The sequence below is a fragment of the Chryseobacterium sp. AG363 genome (assembly GCF_003610675.1).
In the GTDB taxonomy this organism is placed as follows: Bacteria; Bacteroidota; Bacteroidia; order Flavobacteriales; family Weeksellaceae; genus Chryseobacterium; species Chryseobacterium cucumeris.
On the sequence record NZ_RAQF01000002.1, the window covers coordinates 908,204 to 928,012 of the forward strand.

General features: G+C 38.8%; 13 protein-coding genes. 10 read left to right on the forward strand and 3 right to left on the reverse strand.

Annotation, left to right across the window (positions count from 1 at the left end; genetic code table 11):
- The first annotated feature begins 13 nt into the window (after positions 1-13).
- Both DEU39_RS04000 and DEU39_RS04005 read left to right on the forward strand, forming a co-directional pair.
- Complete coding sequence (locus DEU39_RS04000; protein ID WP_120231019.1) at positions 14-1,171, forward strand: aldose epimerase family protein; 1,158 nt, start codon at positions 14-16, stop codon at positions 1,169-1,171.
- Positions 1,172-1,174: 3 nt separating this feature from the next.
- On the forward strand, positions 1,175-2,902 hold the full coding sequence (locus tag DEU39_RS04005; RefSeq protein WP_120231020.1) for a sodium:solute symporter family transporter: 1,728 nt from the start codon (positions 1,175-1,177) through the stop codon (positions 2,900-2,902).
- Between the two features lie 616 nt (positions 2,903-3,518).
- Here DEU39_RS04005 and DEU39_RS04010 read toward each other — a convergent pair.
- Entirely contained in the window at positions 3,519-5,240 is a 1,722-nt protein-coding gene (locus DEU39_RS04010; protein ID WP_120231021.1) for an RICIN domain-containing protein, read from the reverse strand.
- A gap of 657 nt (positions 5,241-5,897) precedes the next feature.
- A complete protein-coding gene (locus DEU39_RS04015) occupies positions 5,898-6,584 on the reverse strand; it encodes an NUDIX hydrolase (protein WP_120231022.1) in 687 nt (228 codons plus the stop codon).
- A gap of 516 nt (positions 6,585-7,100) precedes the next feature.
- Between DEU39_RS04015 and DEU39_RS04020 the strand changes: the two genes are divergently transcribed.
- From DEU39_RS04020 to DEU39_RS04045, 6 genes are read left to right on the forward strand one after another with little or no spacing between them, the layout of a single operon-like run.
- A complete protein-coding gene (locus DEU39_RS04020) occupies positions 7,101-9,476 on the forward strand; it encodes a glycoside hydrolase family 127 protein (protein WP_120231023.1) in 2,376 nt (791 codons plus the stop codon).
- Between the two features lie 32 nt (positions 9,477-9,508).
- Positions 9,509-11,413 (forward strand): sialate O-acetylesterase, encoded by a 1,905-nt coding sequence (locus tag DEU39_RS04025; protein ID WP_120231024.1) that lies wholly within the window; start codon positions 9,509-9,511, stop codon positions 11,411-11,413.
- 28 nt (positions 11,414-11,441) lie between these two features.
- On the forward strand, positions 11,442-12,887 hold the full coding sequence (locus tag DEU39_RS04030; protein WP_120231025.1) for an MFS transporter: 1,446 nt from the start codon (positions 11,442-11,444) through the stop codon (positions 12,885-12,887).
- A gap of 10 nt (positions 12,888-12,897) precedes the next feature.
- Complete coding sequence (locus tag DEU39_RS04035) at positions 12,898-14,007, forward strand: endo-1,4-beta-xylanase (RefSeq protein ID WP_120232185.1); 1,110 nt, start codon at positions 12,898-12,900, stop codon at positions 14,005-14,007.
- Positions 14,008-14,028: 21 nt separating this feature from the next.
- A complete protein-coding gene (locus DEU39_RS04040) occupies positions 14,029-15,003 on the forward strand; it encodes a glycoside hydrolase family 43 protein (protein ID WP_120231026.1) in 975 nt (324 codons plus the stop codon).
- Positions 15,004-15,030: 27 nt separating this feature from the next.
- On the forward strand, positions 15,031-17,064 hold the full coding sequence (locus tag DEU39_RS04045) for an alpha-glucuronidase (protein WP_120231027.1): 2,034 nt from the start codon (positions 15,031-15,033) through the stop codon (positions 17,062-17,064).
- Positions 17,065-17,186: 122 nt separating this feature from the next.
- On the opposite strand, the gene DEU39_RS04050 is transcribed toward DEU39_RS04045, so the two are convergent.
- Positions 17,187-17,783: a hypothetical protein gene (locus tag DEU39_RS04050; RefSeq protein ID WP_062669830.1), complete on the reverse strand. Its 597-nt coding sequence runs from the start codon at positions 17,781-17,783 to the stop codon at positions 17,187-17,189.
- A 156-nt stretch (positions 17,784-17,939) separates the two neighbouring features.
- On the opposite strand from DEU39_RS04050, the gene DEU39_RS04055 reads away from it, so the two are divergent.
- Together DEU39_RS04055 and DEU39_RS04060 are read left to right on the forward strand one after the other, a co-directional pair.
- Complete coding sequence (locus DEU39_RS04055; RefSeq protein ID WP_120231028.1) at positions 17,940-18,812, forward strand: AraC family transcriptional regulator; 873 nt, start codon at positions 17,940-17,942, stop codon at positions 18,810-18,812.
- Between the two features lie 176 nt (positions 18,813-18,988).
- Entirely contained in the window at positions 18,989-19,789 is an 801-nt protein-coding gene (locus DEU39_RS04060; protein WP_062669826.1) for an HAD family hydrolase, read from the forward strand.
- Positions 19,790-19,809 lie beyond the last annotated feature (20 nt).

Sequence of the window (19,809 nt, forward strand, 5' to 3'; positions counted from 1 at the left end):
TATGTAAATAATTATGAAAAAAGCAACACATAATAGCATTTTTATTTTATTATTTTTAATTATTTTCGGCTGCGGAAAAGAAAATAACAAACAGGATATTTCAGGGAAAATGGAGAATGTTCATACTTCAGACTATGGAGTTACGCCTAAGGGCGATTCTATTAAAAAATACACATTAAGCAATAAAAACGGGATGAAAGTTGAGGTTATCAACTTCGGCGGAATTATCACTTCCTTAACTACTCCGGACAGAAACGGGAAATATGAGGATGTAGTCCTTGGCTTTACAAAACCTGAAGGATATTTCGATGGTAATCCTTATTATTTCGGAGCATTGATCGGAAGATACGGTAACAGAATTGCCAACGCTAAATTCACATTGGATGGTAAAGCATACGAAATCGATAAAAATGATGGACCCAATAGCCTTCACGGAGGAAAAGAAGGGTTTCATACCAGATTCTGGAATATTGAGGTAGTAAAAGATGCAAAATTTCCGACATTGAAATTATCTTATACCAGCGCAGACGGTGAGGAAGGATATCCGGGGAAATTAACAACAACCGTTTTTTACACGCTTACAGACGACAATGCATTGGAAATTTCGTATGAAGCTGAAACAGATAAGCCTACTGTAGTGAATCTTACCCAGCATTCCTATTTTAACCTGTCAGGAAATTTTACTAAAACGATTACCGATCATGAACTACAGATTAATGCAGATCATTTTCTTCCAGTGAACGAAACCTTAATTCCTACGGGTGAGCAGAAAGCTGTAAAAGGAACTCCTTTTGATTTCACGGTTTCAAAACCGATTGGAAAAGATATCAGTGCAGACGATGATCAGCTGAAAAAAGGAAAAGGATATGACCATAACTGGATTTTGAATGGAAAAGGTTTGAGAAGTATCGCCAAAGTGTATCACCAGGGAACAGGAAGATTAATGGAAGTCTTCACAGATGAACCCGGTGTGCAGTTTTATTCCGGAAATTTTCTTGACGGAAAGTTTGATACCAAAACCGGAGGTAAAAATGAATTCAGAACAGGATTCTGCTTAGAGACACAACACTTCCCGGATTCACCGAACCAGCCTTCTTTTCCTTCTACAGAATTGAAGCCCGGACAGAAATACCAGTCGAAAACCATCTATAAATTCTCCGTAAAAAAGTAAACTATGGGAAAATTAGCAACTATTGATATCATCATATTCCTGATCTATTTTGTAGTGGTAGCTTCTTACGGATTATGGATCTATAAAAAGAAAAAGTCTGAATCTACAGGAAGTAAGGATTATTTCCTTGCGGAAGGATCTTTGACCTGGTGGGCGATCGGAGCCAGCTTAATTGCCTCCAATATCTCTGCTGAGCAGTTTATCGGAATGAGCGGTGAAGGTTTCTTTGTCGGAATCGCTGTTGCCGCTTACGAATGGATTGCTGCCGTTGCGCTGATCATCATTGCGGTCTGGTTTATTCCGATCTATCTTAAAAATAAGATCTATACCATGCCCCAGTTTCTGGAAAGAAGGTATAACAAATCTGTTTCGCTCATCATGGCAGTATTCTGGCTGTTTCTATATGTTATTGTGAATCTTACTTCCATCCTTTATCTTGGTGCTCTTGCCATCGATACTTTGCTGGGAGGAGAACATCTTCACGGCATTATGATAGGTCTTTTGCTTATGGCTCTTCTGATCGGTCTTGGAGGAATGAAAGTAATTGGATATACAGACGTTATACAGGTGGCAGTCCTTATTATCGGAGGTTTTGCAACAGTTTATATGGCGTTGCAGATTGTGGACCAGAGAATCAACGGAGCCGCTGTAGGAAATGCGTTGGCAGGATTCAATACCCTGATCAATGAGGCTCCGCAGCACTTTAAGCTGATTCTTCAAAAACCAACAACTACAACCACTACTTTGGCAATGCCTCAGAACCTTGAGGTGCAGAAATATGTTGTGCTACCAGGTTTGGCCATGTATTTTGCCGGTCAGTGGATTGTTAACCTGAACTATTGGGGCTGTAATCAGTACATCACCCAAAGAGCTTTGGGAGCAGATCTGAAAACAGCAAGAACAGGAATTCTGTTTGCAGGTTTTCTGAAATTATTCATGCCTGTAATTGTTATGCTTCCGGGAATTGCTGCTTATGTATTATATTCCAAAGGACACCTTCCGGGATTCAATGGAGTGAAAGATGGGGCATATTCTGCAATATTGGGATTCTTACCAGTAGGATTGAAAGGATTGGCCATTGCCGCTTTGACAGCAGCGATTGTAGCTTCACTGGCAGGAAAAGTAAACAGTATTTCAACCATTTTTACGTTGGATATCTATAAAAAATACCTTAAAACAGATGCCACCGAAATTCAGATGGTGAGAACAGGCCGCTGGGTAATTATTATCGCCATGATGGCAGCACTGGCCTTTACCTGGACAGATGTTTTAGGAATTGGTGGTGAAGGAGGTTTTACATTTATCCAGAAATACACAGGCTTTATCAGTCCTGGAGTTTTTGCCATGTTCCTTTTGGGAATGTTCTGGAAAAGAACGACTGGTACAGCCGCTTTGGTAGGAGTGATTTTAGGGTTTGTCCTGGCCATTTTCTTCAACAGCTTTGCCGTTGAAATTTTCGGGAAAGAGACGTGGATGTATACAGCATTCACTTATGAAAAGCTGGAAAATGGGATGGTTCATACCATTACCGAAATTCCTTTCCTGATCAATATGGGATGGTCGTTTTTTATCACCATAATCGCCATGATCCTGATCAGTCTTGCAGGTCCGAAAATTAATCCTAAAGCCTTTGCCATTGATGTAGCAATGTTTAAAGTAGACAACAGGACATTAGTTTTGATTGTGATGACACTGCTTTTACTGACCGCCTTGTATGTAAGGTTTTGGTAAGTGAATGGTCAATAGTGAATTCGTTTCACTTGTCAATTTTAAATTCATCATTGACTGCGAATCAAAATTGACTTTTTAAAAGTGAATGGTCAATAGTGAATTCGTTTCACTGTCAATTTTAGAAATTCATCATTGACTGGGAATCAAAATTGACTTTTTAAAAGTGAATGGTCGATAGTGAATTCGTTTCACTGTCAATTTTAGAAATTCATCATTGACTGGGAATCAAAATTGACTTTTTAAAAGTGAATGGTCAATAGTGAATTCGTTTCACTTGTCAATTTTAGAAATTCATCATTGACTGCGAAGCAAATTGACTATTCACATAAAAAATAGGATGCTGGAAAAAGCATCCTATTTTTTTATTTCAGAATTAATTATATGCACTTTATGCATCTGTATGGCACTTAGTTTAATCGTTTGATATTGTTTTTAAGACTATTCTATACGTAAGTTTTTGTAAACGTTGATTATATGGAAAAAGTGAAAGGGCAATAGTGAATTCGCTTTATTGTCAATTTTTAAAAATTTACCATTGACTTGTGAAGCAAAATTGACTTTTCACATATAATAAAAAAACAGGATGCTTAAAAAGCACCCTGTTTTTTTATTGATATCAGTTCATCCCAATATATTTGAACTTGAACAACTGACAGGACGTACCATAATAATCCCAAAGGTGTAAGTTTGAATTGCCATCCATGGTACAGTTGGGAATATCCCAGCCACGTGTAGGGTCCACCTTGGACAGGATTTTATAATAACCATTGGAGACAGCAACTACCTGCCAGGCTTGTGCATCATTACCATAGTTCTGCCAAAGCCTGATCGAGGTTCCCAGGGTATTGCTGTTACTGGCTAAGTCAATGCAGCGATTGGTTGCACTCGCTTTGGATACAAAACGCCAGTAACCATTGCCGGCGTCAATTGCAACCCAGCGCTGTGCAGCAGCACCATTCCTTGTCCATGGTCTTAACACTGCGCCATTGGCATCCTCTCCGGATTTTAGATCAACTACTTTATTGGCATCGGTTTGAAACTCGATCTCGTAAATACCATTATTAACCAGGCTGCTGGTTGTATTACAGTTTCCAACAGGATAATTGGAGGATGCATATTGCTGGAACCACTGTTTAACTGGTGCGGCGCAGGCTTCCCAATCATTGTTGTAGGCTGTTCCTGCATTAGGATCGCCTTTGTGGAGGAGGTTATCCGGGGCAAGAACATTCCAGCTTACATTGCCTGACTGATCCACGATATATTTTAAATTGGCGCCAAATCCGCTTCCGCCTGCCGTACCTGTTGTACCGATGCCGAAGGTACCATATCCCTGAGGTGCCCAGTCGGTCTCGGTAATGGCGATCGGCGCAATGTCTGCGATTGGTTTAACGTTGATATTCCATGCGTTCTGAAAGGCTTGATAGTTGCTGAGACCGCCCCAGTAAGCTGGATAGATATGAACAGCATAACCAATATTACCACCTGTAATCTGGTTATTGACATAGCCTTGGTAATGGGATTGCCATCCTGTGCCCGGTATCCAGCAAACATTATTGGCTCCATTGTTGCGAATAATGTTAACCAATGGCTGGAAGAAGTTTTTAAGTGCTGCAAAGTGCTCGTTTCCTGTCGATCCCCATGTGCCATTTGTACCCAGAATCTCAACAGGTTCGTTGGCTAATTCGAACATCACATTGTCAGCGTTCTTTAGCCCCGGATGTTGCGACAAAAAGGTCCATACGGTTTTAAGATAGCTATGATAGGCATCGTTCACAGCAATACGATTTGGACATACGCCTGGCGGACGTAGGATGACATACATTCCCAGGCTGCGGGCATGGTTGATCAGTGGGATTATCACCTGATCTGTATAAGTTACCAGGCGGTTATAATTGAATCTTGAGATATCGTTCTCTGGGATAGCCGGTCCGGGATCATTGGTCCAATACGGATCAATATGGAGGCGGATGTAATTGAGATACCAGCCATCAGCAGCACTGGTGAGCTTGTTCATCACAGCCTTATTATAGTTCAGTGCGCCCTGTACATTGTAATTATCCCAGGTACAGTAGCCGGAATTGGCGCCATACTGACAGCCATTGAACCAGGGGCTTGGAGTTATGGCGACACCATGTAAGACAACATTATTGTCACAGGGATCTTTAAGGTATCTGCCTCCGACATGCAGCATTGGTGTTGCTGCCAACGCTCTTGCACTAGCGCTGGCATTTAAGTTGGAGTCAGGGTCTTCTAGTAAATTTTTTTCATCCATCGTAGAACAGCTAGAAAGAATGATTAACAGAAAGGCCAGAAAAAGCCACATTTTGTTTGTTCTCATAATTTGATATATTTAAAGTTTGGTCTTATTTTTTAGCCGTCAATATTCTGATTCTTTATACTGCGCAGGAGTATTATGCAGATAAGTAAAACTTCTTAATTTTTATTAACGGTGGATTTGAATAAGGATTGATTTCAGATTACTAAACTGTTTAACCTGTTTGAACCCATATTTCCTTACCTAATTTTTCAATACTGGTTTCAGGTGGAATACTGGAATCATTTCTATTCAGTTTGCAATTGGAAAATCTTTTTCTCTCTTTTTTCTGGTTCCCACGAAGTTAAGTTCGGGGTTTGTGAAAATTTGAGTTGTTGTTAAATATGGTTATTAGTTTTACATAAAAATACATATAATATTAAATATAAGTCAATATTTTATTAAAAATTAACAAAAAATTACATATCATAAATAAGATTATAAGCCATATAATCATAATGCATTGTGTGGTAGGAGAAAAGAAAAAACCTTATCATAAATTTTTATTACGATCATTCTGAAAAAAGACAAAATAACTATTTGTCCTGCTGGAAATTTCCGCCAGGAACACAAAAAAAATCTCACAAAAGTGAGATTTTAATAAGAGTATGCTGAATTTTCTATCATTCTAAATTGTTAATTTTCTGGAATACTTTTTCCAAAATTAAACAGGTTGGTCTATCAGATTTTAAACATAAATCCCTGTGAGATTTTTTTATTGTATTTTTTTTCGTCAAACCGATAAAGAAAAGACCCTTTTCTGGATGAAGTCATATCCTTTTTATTCGTATTCACAAGGATATCCATACTGTTGATCTTGCTGGTAAAATTTCGCTTGTCAAATTTTTCATCAAAAATAGCTTCATAAAGATTCTGAAGATCTTTCATTGTGAACTTTTCAGGAAGAAGCTCAAATCCTATAGGTCCTGTGGAAGCTCTTCTCCTCAGCCTGGCTACAGCATCCTTTACCATTTCGTTATGATCGAAGATAAGATCAGGAGCTTTCTGCAGTTCCACCCATTTTGCACTGTACTGCTCATTGATCTGGATGTTTTTCTCAATATTGATCAGTGCATAATAGGAGATAGACATGATTCTGGCTGTCGGCTCACGGTTAATTTCCGTATAACATTTCAGCTGTTCAAGATAAATGTTTTCAAGACCGGTCAATGTACACAGAACTCTGTTAGCCGCTTCATCAGAGGTTTCCTCACTGCCAACGAAGCCACCCATCAATGACCATTCGCCCATTTGAGGTTCAAAATTTCTTTTTACCAAAAGGATTTTAAGATTTTCGCCGTCAAAACCGAAAATGATACAGTCAACAGCAACAAGGTGTTTGGGATATTGGGAGTAATCCTCAGTCATCTTTTATATTTTACTACAAAGGTAAATCTTTTATGGATATGATATTATATAAATGTGATTCATACACTTTTTTAATCCGGATGATTTATTTCATTAAAATTATTCCTAACGGATATTTTGGGAGGTAAAACCGGTATCAAAACCGGAAAATATCACTGAAATCAGGTTAATCATACATGAATTGAATGTTAAAATTGTGTTAAAATTAAAAAAGAAGATTGATAATAGTCAAGAAAAGGGACTTAACGTTAAAAATACGATAAGGTATTTGCTATATCTTTGAAATTTTTACCAAAACATATCCTGAATTCATTTTCATAGGGAATCATATGGTTTTAAGGTTTTGTTTTACTGTAAATTAATTATCTTATTTTTTATGATAAGGTAGTGTGTTTTTTGTTGTTTTCAGGGCTTTATTGAAAGTTTTAAATGAAAAAATAAGTCAAACAGACTCAGGAAATGTTTCGTATATAGATTCTTTCTGTTATTTTAGAAATGTTGAATTAACATTTATCCATGACCCCAAAACTTTCGGTTATTTTATTGTGTTTTGCTTCATTTGCCTCAGCGCAGATGAATAAGAAAATTCATTATTTCCCTTTGGAAACTGTAAAGTTATCAGAGAGTGTTTTCAATAAAGCTATGATGGCAGACCGTCAATATCTCATGGCAATGGAACCTGACAGGCTGCTGGCTCCTTATCTTAAAGAAGCGGGGCTGAAACCCAGTGCAGATAATTATCCTAATTGGGAAAATACAGGACTGGACGGTCACATAGGAGGACATTATATTTCCGCATTATCCCTGATGTATGCTTCTACAGGAGATACTGCGATACAACAGAGAATTGATTATATGATCAGTGAGCTGGAACGGTGCCAGAAAACCTCTCCGGACGGATACATTTCAGGGATTCCCAACGGAAAAAAAATCTGGAAAGAAATAAAACAGGGAAATATTCGCGCTTCAGGCTTCGGTTTGAACGACCGCTGGGTACCTTTATATAATATTCACAAACTGTACTCAGGGCTGCGCGATGCGTATTGGTATGCCAAAAATGAAAAAGCAAAGGCAATGCTTATAAAGCTTACAGATTGGATGGCAAATGAAGTTTCAGATCTTTCTGATGAGCAGATACAGGATATGCTGCGCAGTGAACATGGAGGGCTCAACGAAGTTTTTGCAGATGTTTATGATATCACTCATGACCGGAAATATCTCAAACTGGCTCACCGTTTTTCCCATCAGGCTATTCTTACACCGCTTTTATCAGGAGAAGATAAACTTACGGGACTGCATGCCAATACACAGATTCCAAAAGTAATCGGCTATAAACGTATTGCCGATCTTGAGAATAATACGTCCTGGAGTAATGCCGCTGATTTTTTCTGGCATAACGTTACAGAGAAAAGATCTTCAGTTATTGGAGGTAACAGTGTCAGTGAGCATTTTAACCCTGTCAATGATTTCAGCAGTATGATAAAAAATATTGAAGGTCCGGAAACCTGCAATACCTATAATATGCTGAAGCTTACCAAAGAGCTTTATGCAACGTTGCCTGAATCTTACTATATCGATTATTACGAAAAAGCACTATACAATCATATCCTTTCCACAGAAAATCATGACAAAGGAGGCTTTGTTTACTTTACGCCAATGCGTCCCGGACATTACCGGGTGTATTCGCAGCCTCAGACCAGCTTCTGGTGCTGTGTGGGATCCGGAATGGAAAACCATGCCAAATATGGGGAAATGATTTATGCCCGGTCAGATAAGGATTTATATGTGAACCTGTTTATCCCTTCCACATTGACATGGAAAGAGCAAAATGTAGTCATCCGTCAGGTAAACAACTTCCCGGAAGTTCCTGAAACAACATTGATTTTCGATGCTGCAGGAAAATCAGAATTTGATGTAAAACTTAGATGCCCGGAATGGACGACACCTTCAGAAGTAAAAATTCTGATCAACGGAAAACAGGAAAAAGCACAGCGTGGTTCTGACGGCTATTTTACCCTGACTAAAAAATGGAAAAAAGGTGATGTTGTGAAAATGACCCTGCCGATGCATCTTTCCGCAGAACAACTTCCTGACCGCTCCAGTTATTATGCATTTAAATACGGTCCTGTAGTGCTTGCCGCAAAATACGGTACCGAAAACCAACAGGGACTTCTTGCGGACGATAGCAGAGGCGGCCATATTGCTCATGGTCCGCAGATCCCTTTAAACGAAATTCCCGTTATCCTTGGAAATTCTTCAGAAGTTGTCAGTCATGTTGCGCCTTCGAACAATAAACCGCTCAACTTTACCGTTACAGGTCTTTATCCGTTTGAAAAATTCGGGAAAGGTTTAAAACTTGTACCGTTTTACAGTATTCAGGCAGAAAGATATATTTTGTACTGGCCTCAGGCTGACAAAAATGGAATAGAAAATATACTGAAGCAAAGAGCAAAAGAAGAAGCAGAAACCAGAAAGCTGGATATGATCACCGCAGATAAGATCCAGCTGGGCGAACAGCAGCCAGAATCAGATCATTTTATAGAAAGCAAAGACTCTGGTACAGGATATATGGAAGACCGCCATTTCCGTGATGCCAAAGGCTGGTTCAGTTACCGGATGAAAAATACCGGAAAAAATGCTTCATACCTTTACCTGCTGTACTTTGATGCGAATACCAGCCGTACGCTGAATATTGAGATCAACGGTAAAAAAATCATGACTCAAAATCTGGAAGGAAAGTCCGGAAGTTTACCTCAATATCTGATTGTTCCGATTCCGGATTCAGAAAAGAATAAAGAAAATCTTAGTGTAAAATTCCTTGCAGATGAAAAGCTCATGACCGCTAAAGTCATTGAAGTCCGTTTACTGACGGAAAATTACGAAAAGAAATAAAGCTGAACCAACATTAAAAACAGATTTTTTCCATGAAGAACAGAACTCTATATTTATTATTTTTTCTTGCAGCTATTTGCAGTTTTCATGCAAAGGTAAGGCTTCCGGCATTGGTTTCAGACGGAATGATCCTTCAGAGAAATCAGGATCTTAAAATCTGGGGATATGCCGATGCAGGAGAAAAAATTACAATTAAGTTTATCAATAAAACGTATAATGCCACAGCAGACCAAAGGGGAAACTGGTCTCTTATGCTTCCAAAGCTTAATGCCGGAGGCCCATATACCATGATGATTAATGAGATCACCCTTAAAGATATTCTTATCGGTGATGTGTGGGTGGCTTCAGGACAATCCAATATGGAACTTCCGATGCGCAGGCTGACCCCTTTGTATGAAAATGAAATTAAAAACGCCCATAATCAGAATATAAGATTCTTCACTGTTCCGCAGAAATATAATTTTAAAGCTCCGCAAAATGATCTTGACGGAGGGAAGTGGCAAAGTACCAATCCTCAGACTATTCTTGATTTTTCGGGAGTTGCTTATTTTTTTGCGAAAGAACTGAATGACAAAAACAAAGTTCCTGTAGGAATTATTCATACCAGTCTGGGAGGCTCTCCGGTTCAGGCCTGGATGGATGAAAAATCACTGAAAAAATATCCGGAATATCTCGCTGAAGCAGAAAAATGGAAAAATGATGATCTGATACAATCTACAGAATCCCAGGAAAGATCATTGAGCAAAGCATGGTATGCAGAGCTGGATCAGAGTGATATCGGTTTAAACCAGCACTGGGAAAAAGATAACGCCAATGATTCCGGATGGAAAACTATGATGGTACCAGGCTCATGGGAAGATCAGGAAGCTCCGTTTGACGGGTCGGTATGGTTCCGTAAAGAAATTATCCTGCCAAAAGGAGCAGACCAGAAAACAGCATTTCTCAATCTTGGAAGGATAAAAGATGCCGATATTACTTACATCAACGGAATAAAAGTAGGCAATGTAACCTATGAATATCCGCCACGCTGGTATGATATTCCCAAAGGTGTTTTAAAAGAAGGAAAGAATATCATTACGGTTAGAGTTATCAATGGCAGCGGAAAAGGACAGTTTATTGCTGATAAACCCTATTACTTAGAAATCGACGGACAAAAAACAGATCTTAAAGGCGAGTGGAAATATAAAATAGGAGCAAAAATGGAAAAAATGGCTCCCGGACAGACATTTATCCGCTGGAAACCGGTAGGACTTTACAATGCTATGATTAATCCGCTGATCAATTATAAAATCAAAGGATTTGTCTGGTACCAGGGTGAAAGCAATACGGGAAAACCAAAAGAATATGAAGATTTGCTATCAACAATGATTTTAGATTGGCGTTCAAAATGGAACAAGACTGATCTGCCGTTCTTCATTGTGCAGCTGGCCAATTTCATGGAGAAAAAAGATGAACCGATTGAAAGCAACTGGGCTGAGCTGAGAGAACAGCAAAGACAGGTTTCTCTGAATGTTCCGTATTCAGGACTTGCGGTAACTATTGATGTGGGAGAATGGAACGATATTCATCCGCTCAATAAAAAAGCAGTAGGTGACAGGTTGGCTTTGCAGGCCCTGAAAATCGGGGAGGGCAAAAAAATCATAGCTGACGGACCTGTTTATCAGTCGATGAAAACAGAAGGCAATACCATTATTTTATCCTTTAAAACCGGAACAGATGATCTGGTACAGGGAAGCCTTAAAGGTTTTGCCATACAGCAGAAAGACGGCCGCTATCAATGGGCAAAAGCAGAAGCAAAAGGAAATAAAGTTAGGGTATGGAATGATCAGGTCACCAGTCCTGTTAATGTACGTTACGACTGGGCAGATAACCCGGACGGCAATCTTAAAAATAAAAGCGGACTTCCGGCTTCACCTTTTACAACAGAAAAAAATTAATTTAACATAGAAAACCTTATTACAATCAATGGATCATCAACCACAAAAAATATCGGTAATAGAAAAAGTAGGGTATAGCCTGGGAGATCTGGCAGCCAACCTTGTTTTTCAGACCTTAGTCACCTACCTGACCTATTTTTATACAGATATTTACGGACTCAAAGCAGAAGATGCTTCTGTTATCACCCTTACGGTAGGTTTAATTGCCGGATTTGGTTTTAACCCGCTTATCGGAGCGCTGGCAGACCGTACAAGCTCACGATGGGGGAAATTCCGTCCATGGATTTTATTTACCGCTGTACCGCTCGGTATTGCAGCTCTGTTAGCCTTCAGTACACCTCACTTTTCCTATCAGGGTAAAATGATCTATGCTGCGATTACCTATTCATTATTATTGTTATTATATGCTTCCAATAATTTGCCATATGCCGCTCTGAGTGGCGTTATCACAGGAGATATGGGGGAAAGGAACAGTATTTCTTCATACCGTTTTGTAGCTGTAATGTTTGCCCAGTTCTTTGTACAGGTATTTATGCTTCCTATCATTTTATATGTAGGACACGGAGATAAAGCGCAGGGAATTGAGACCGTTATGACTTGGCTGGCAGTGATCGGATCCATCATGCTTTTGATTACCTTCTTTACGACCAAAGAAAGAATCATTCCCAAGCCGGAGCAGAAATCAAGCCTGAAAGAGGATTTAAAAGATTTGTTCCAGAACAGGCCATGGATTATTATGCTTACCGTGACTGCATTTATATTTATCACATTGGCCATGAAAGGAGGATCTTATGTCTATTATTTTAACAATTATGTGGATGAAAATGCTCTCAAAAGTTTTATCTCACCCATTACAGCATTTTTTAATTCTGCAGGGATGAATTTCTTTGGGGAAGACCCGAAATCTGCAGGGTTCGGATTATTTAATGCAGGAGGAATTTTGATGATGATCGTCGGCATTACCTTCTCTAAAAAATTGGCAGACCGGTTTGGAAAAAGAGATACTTTTATTGCTTCATTATTCATTTCTACATTATTCATCCTCGCTTTTATATTTTATCCTCCGAAAGCAGTGGGAATGATGTTCCTGTCACAGATTTTACACGGATTCTTTTATGGAATCAGCACACCGCTTTTGTGGGCAATGATTGCTGATGTGGCAGATTATTCGGAATGGAAAAACAACCGCAGGGCAACGGCTATTATCTTTTCTGCCATGATGGTAGGATTGAAAGTAGGTCTAAGCATCGGAAGCTCTCTGGTAGCTTTGATTATTGGAAAATACGGATACATTTCAGTACACGGGAGCGAGCAGGTGATTCAGCCTGAAACAGTGGCCGCAGGAGCGAAGATGCTTGTGAGCATATTCCCGTCCATTCCGTTTTTCATTGCCTGCGGACTGCTTTTATTTTACAAAATCAATAAAAAAATGGAAGTTCAGATTGAAAAAGATCTGGCTGAAAGAAGAAAATAAAAAAATTACTATGAAACGTATTTTAATTGGTTTGGCGGCTCTTACCGCTTCCGGGCTGTCGGCGCAGAAGTCTGACGGTACTTTAAAAAAAGCATTTCAGGATAAATTCTATATCGGAACTGCCATGAGCCTTCCCCAGATTGACGGGACAGATCAGAAGGCCGCAGCGATTATCAAAAAACAATTCAGCTCTGTTGTTGCGGAAAACTGTATGAAATCTATGTTCCTGCAGCCTCAGGAAGGAAAGTTCTTCTTTGATGATGCTGATAAATTTGTTGATTTCGGACTGAAAAACAATATGTTCATTATCGGGCATACATTAATCTGGCATTCACAGCTTCCAAAATGGTTCTTTTTAGACAGTAACGGAAAAGATGTTTCTCCGGAAGTGTTGAAACAACGCATGAAAAACCACATTACAACCGTAGTTTCCCGTTACAAAGGAAAAGTAAAAGGATGGGATGTGGTGAATGAAGCCATTCTTGAAGACGGAACCTACAGAAAAAGTAAATTTTACGAAATCCTGGGTGAGGATTTTATTCCTTTGGCATTTCAGTATGCACAGGAAGCCGATCCCAATGCAGAATTATATTACAACGATTATAATGAATGGTATCCTGAAAAGGTAAAAACAGTCATTGCAATGGTTGAAAAACTTAAATCAAGAGGAATCCGTATTGATGGAGTAGGAATGCAGTCCCACGTCGGAATGGATAACCCTTCTATGGATGAGTATGAAAAAGCAATTGTAGATTATTCCAATGCTGGAGTTAAAGTTAATATAACAGAGCTGGAAATTAGTGCACTGCCTTCTCCGTGGGGTAGCTCTGCCAATGTTTCCGATACCGTTGCCTATCAGAAAGAAATGAATCCTTACACCAAAGGACTTCCCAAGGAAGTAGAAGCGAAATGGGAAAAGCGTTACCTCGATTTCTTTAGCTTGTTTTTAAAACATAAAGATAAAATAAGAAGAGTAACCTTATGGGGAGTTACCGACAAACAATCCTGGAAAAACGATTTCCCGGTAAAAGGGAGAACAGATTACCCATTATTGTTTGACAGAAAAGATCAGGAGAAACCTGTGGTACAAAAAATAATAAAATTGGCAGAGAAAAATTAAAATCAATAGAATTTTTATTTAATGAAAAAATCAAAATATTTATTCCCGGAAGATTATATGGCAGATCCTTCCGTTCACGTTTTTGAAGATAAAATCTATATCTATCCTTCTCACGACCGCGAAAGCGGAATTGAAGAAAACGATAACGGGGACCACTTTGATATGAATGATTACCATGTTTTCTCAATGGATAATGTGGACAGAGGAGAAATTAAAGATCATGGTGTAGTACTTTCGGTAAAAGATATTCCATGGGCGGGAAGACAGCTTTGGGATTGCGATGTTGCCTTCAAAGACGGGAAGTATTATATGTACTTTCCCCTGAAAGACCAAAATGATATCTTCAGAATCGGTGTTGCAGTGAGTGATAAACCTTACGGACCTTTCATTCCTGAAAAACATCCGATGATGGGAAGTTACAGCATCGATCCCTGCATTTTTGAAGATAAAGGAAAATATTATATGTATTTTGGAGGGATCTGGGGTGGACAATTGCAGCGATACAGAGATAATAAAGCACTTGAATCTGCTATAATTCCAGAAAATGATGAACCCGCAATCCATTCAAAAGTGGCACTGCTGAGCGATGATATGCTTCAATTTGCGGAAGCTCCTAAAGACGTTGTCATCATCGATGAAAACGGAAAACCATTGCTGCATGGTGATAAGCACCGCTTTTTTGAAGCGTCATGGATGCATCAGTACAATGGCAAATATTATTTTTCTTATTCTACAGGAGACACCCACCTGATTTGTTATGCAACCGGGGATACTCCTTATGGACCGTTTACTTTTCAGGGTGAAATTCTTACTCCGGTGGTAGGATGGACCACTCATCATAGTATTGTGGAATTCAAAGGGAAATGGTATCTGTTTTTCCATGATTCTGTCCCGAGTGGGGGTAAAACATGGCTGAGAAGTATGAAAGTGATTGAACTGGAATACGATCACGAAGGTAAAATCAAAACGATTGAAGGTCTTGATGACCAGTCATAGTCATCTTTAATAACTTAAAATTTTTCAATGCGATATCTGAGATTCAACATTCTATTTTTTCTGATATTTCCTTTGCTGGTTTTCGCGGAGGACGGAAGTCAGCTCTGGCTTCGGTTTCCTGCAAAAAACGGAATATCGGCAGATAAAATTATTTCCAGAAGCAGCAGTCCAACCCTGAATATTGCCAGAAAAGAGCTAGGCAGCCACTGGCAGGGACAGACGGTGGAACTTCGTACCGAAAACAAAGAGAAAAACCTGAAAGACGGTTACAGGATTGTTTCCACACCTGAAAAAATTGTTATTTCTGCGGGTAAAGAAATAGGACTGTTGTATGGAGTCTATCATATTTTAAGATTACAGCAGACAAAAGCCGACCTGTCTCATTTAAATACTGTTGAAAAACCCTCATACGATGTAAGGGTTCTGGATCATTGGGATAATCTGGAGGGAAGTATTGAAAGAGGATATGCCGGAAGATCACTCTGGAAATGGGAAGATTTACCGGATAAAATTTCTCCGCGCTACGAAGAATATGCAAGAGCAAATGCTTCTGTAGGAATCAATTCCGTTGTTTTGAATAATGTGAATGCATCACCCAATATGCTTAGGGAAGATTATCTTAAAAAAGTAAGGGTTCTGGCTGATATTTTCAGGCCTTATGGCATCAAGGTATATCTTTCCGTCAATTTTTCTTCACCTAAAGCGCTGGGCGGATTACAGAACTCAGATCCATTGAATAAAGACGTACAGAAATGGTGGAAAGATAAAGCGGCTGAAATTTACAAGTTGATTCCTGATTTCGGTGGATTTTTGGTGAAAGCCAATTCCGAAGGCCAGCCTGGCCCTCAGGATTACGGAAGAACCCATGCAGACGGAGCCAATATGTTGGCTGATGCCTTAAAACCTTACAACGGAATCGTCATGTGGAGAGCCTTTGTATACAGTCCGAGCAAAGACGACAGAGCCAAACAGGCTTATCTGGAATTTGTACCTCTGGACGGTAAATTCAGGGATAATGTGATTATTCAGATCAAAAACGGACCTGTTGATTTTCAGCCCCGTGAAGCATTTAATCCACTTTTCGGAGCTTTAAGAAAAACTTCCGAAATGGTAGAATTTCAGATCACCCAGGAATATCTGGGCTTTTCAAACCATCTCGTTTTCCTGGCTCCATTATTCAAGGAAACATTGGACAGCGATACTTATTCTGACGGACAGGGATCCACGATTGCAAAAATTACAGACGGCACATTAAGACCTGCAAAATTGACAGCCATTTCAGCCGTTGCCAATATAGGGGAAGATACCAACTGGACCGGACATCATTTTGCTCAGGCCAACTGGTATGCATTCGGCAGATTAGCATGGAATCATCAGCTGACTTCAGAGCAGATTGCGGAGGAATGGATTAAAATGACCTTCACAGATGATCAGAACTTTCTGAATCCGGTAAAAGAAATGATGCTTTCTTCAAGAGAAACTGCTGTGGATTATATGATGCCGTTAGGATTACACCATATCTTTGCAGGAGGCCATCACTACGGCCCTGAACCGTGGGGAGATTATAAAGGCGGAAGACCGGACTGGTCACCTGTCTATTACCATCAGGCTGATGCTAAAGGGTTAGGTTTTGACAGAACAAAAACAGGAAGTAATGCGGTTTCACAGTATTTTACACCACTGAATGAAAGATACGGAAATATCTCAACCTGCCCGGAAAATCTTATCCTGTGGTTTCATCATGTTCCGTGGGATTATACAATGAAAGATGGAAAATCTTTGTGGGATGAGCTGTGCTATACCTATGATTCCGGGGTGAAGAAGGTAAGGGATTATCAGAAAACCTGGGATAGAATGGAACCTTATATTGATAAACAGAGATTTGCTGATGTTCAGTCAAAGCTTAAAATTCAATCTAAGGATGCGGTATGGTGGAAAGATGCCTGCCTGCTGTATTTCCAGACTTTTTCCAAAAAGCCGATTCCTTACGACACAGAACGTCCTATTCATGAACTGGAAGATCTGAAAAAGATTAAACTGAACATGGGCCATCACAATTAAAAAATGAGGCAGCTCTTTTTCTGTTAGGAAATGGAGCTGCCTCAAAACAATAAACTGTAAGTAAAATTTTAATCCAAAATAATTGGAATGATCGATAGGTCAATCTATCTGTATATTCCGTTTTATCGGAGAGAAATTATTTTATTAAAAACATTTCCGTTTTCTTCTACCTGGATGATATACTGATCAGCAGTTTTAGGATCAAGATCAAAAGTGATATCCACCTTGCCGTCAGCATATTTTTTATTCGAAGTATAGTACGTTGTATTGGAAAGGTCATATACTGAAATGCTTACAGTACCTTTTACATCAGACATGTGAAGCTTGGCCATATGCCCGGAAATTGTATATTCAGGCTTATTCACAGCGCTTACAGGTGTTTTTTCCACCTCCATTACATTATCAGCATTAATTTTTATCTTGTATTTCTCTATCTTGGCTTCTGATTCTGCTACCAGATAATACGTTCCCGGTGTAAAGTTTTGAAAATCATAAGTCTTCATCACATGATCTCCATCTTTAAGATTTTCGGAAAATAGTTCATCATGTGCAGTGTTATAAACAAAAACAGAAACACTTTTAGCATTTGAAAGCTCAAAGTTCAGGGTTTTGTCTTGTACATTTCCAAAGGAAAGGGAAAAATCTCTATCCTTACTCATTACGTTTGCTGAGAACAATAAGGCTCCTGCAAAAAATACGGCTTTTAATAATGTGCTCATGGGTTAAGGCTTTTAGGATTAATACTGCAAAGCTATTGCAGCAATAATTCTCACGCTATAATTAAATTTTCATATTGATGTACTATATTAACCTTGTTTAATGATATTAATGTATTATTTGTTAATTTTGCATATGAAATTATTTGTATTTGTCCTATGAAACATGTAAATCCTTCTTTTGAGGCGGTAAGACCTACTATAGGAAGCAGTTTTACCAGTCTTAAATTTCTGACTAATGAGAATATAAAATCTCATGTCTGGCATTACCATCCTGAGGTTGAGCTTATTTTTGTATGCAAAGGCTCCGGGAAGAGACAGATCGGAAGCAGTATCACTTATTTTTCAGAAGGAGATCTTGTACTGATAGGAAGCAATCTTCCACATTGTGGACTGACCAATGAAAGTACGCATAATGAGTATGAAATGGTCATCCAGTTTAAGCCTGATTTTCTGGGAGAACCTGTTTGGGATATACCGGAGATGCAAAGGATTTCGGCTCTGCTGGAAAAGTCAAAGGCAGGAATGGTATTCGGGGAAGAGGTGAAGAAAACAATCGGGAAAGAGATTACGGAGATGCATGAAACTTCTTCACTGGACAAGCTGTGCAGGTTTCTGAAAATTTTGGATGAACTGTCTGTGACTCAGGATTACAGGATTTTAAATGCAGGAAAATATTACCTTCAGACGCAGGTTGAAGACAATGAAAGAATTAATCTTATTTTCAATTACGTTAAAGATCATTTTAAAGAAGCTATAACCCTCGAAGAAATGGCTGATCTTGCCAATATGAAAGTGCCGTCTTTCTGCCGTTATTTTAAAAAAATTACCAATAAGACCTTTACGCAGTTTGTTAACGAATACAGAATTACCCATGCCCTTAAGCTTCTGGCGGAACAGCCATTGAGTATCACAGAAGTTTGCTTTGAATCAGGGTTTAATAACTTCAGCTATTTTAACAGGACTTTTAAAGATTACATCCAAAAAAGCCCTTCTCAATACCGGAAAGAATTTAATTACTTTATCCAATAGTTTTATACGAAAATGCTGGCAAAGTCTCAGCGGGACATTACTTCGGAACAAAGTGCAGCTATATTAAGAAACCTTCCCACCATTCATTGCAAGAAAAAATAATAAATCAATATCTTTGAAAAGAATAAGCAAATGACGATTCTGTTGCAAACAGAATATTGTTTTTAAATAAAATTATGGAACAGATTAAATTAATTGTGACGGACATGGATGGGACGTTTCTCAATTCCAGCCATGAAATGAGCCCTGAGTTTGCAGAAGTTTATAAAGAACTGAAAAAAAGAAATATTGTATTTGTACCCGCAAGCGGAAGACAGATGCCGGGAATTACCCATTACTTCGTAGAAATAGAAAGTGAAATTGGTTTTATTGCTGAAAACGGAGGGTATGTTATCTATAAAGATCAGGAGCTTTTTGCCGATACACTGGAATACAAATATATTGTTGAGATCATCAAAGCTGTTCGTGAAATACCAGGCGCCAAAGCTGTATTATCTGCTAAAAAAATGGCTTATTATGAGACCGAAGATCAGCAGTTTGTAGATTTTTTCTCAAAGTATTATACCGAAAATATGAAAACGGATGATCTTACGGAAAAAATTGATGATACAGCTTTTAAAATAGCAGTCTATCATCCTGATGGTTCAGAAAAACACCTGTATCCGGCTCTTAAAAAATTTGAAGAATTCGGTCTTGAGGTAGTTATTTCAGGAGCGCATTGGCTGGATGTTATGAATAAGGATATCAATAAAGGGAATGCTCTGAAAATCTTACAGAAATCTTTGGGTATTTCTCCTGAAAATACAATGGCTTTCGGGGATTATATGAACGATATAGAAATGCTGAAGAATGCCAAATACTCTTACGCCATGAAAAATGCGCATCCCAATGTAAAGCAGATCGCTAATTTTGAAGCATGTACCAATGACAGCTTCGGGGTTCTGAAAACAATTAAAGATTATCTGCATGTGAATTGATATTTCCTAAAACTATACTA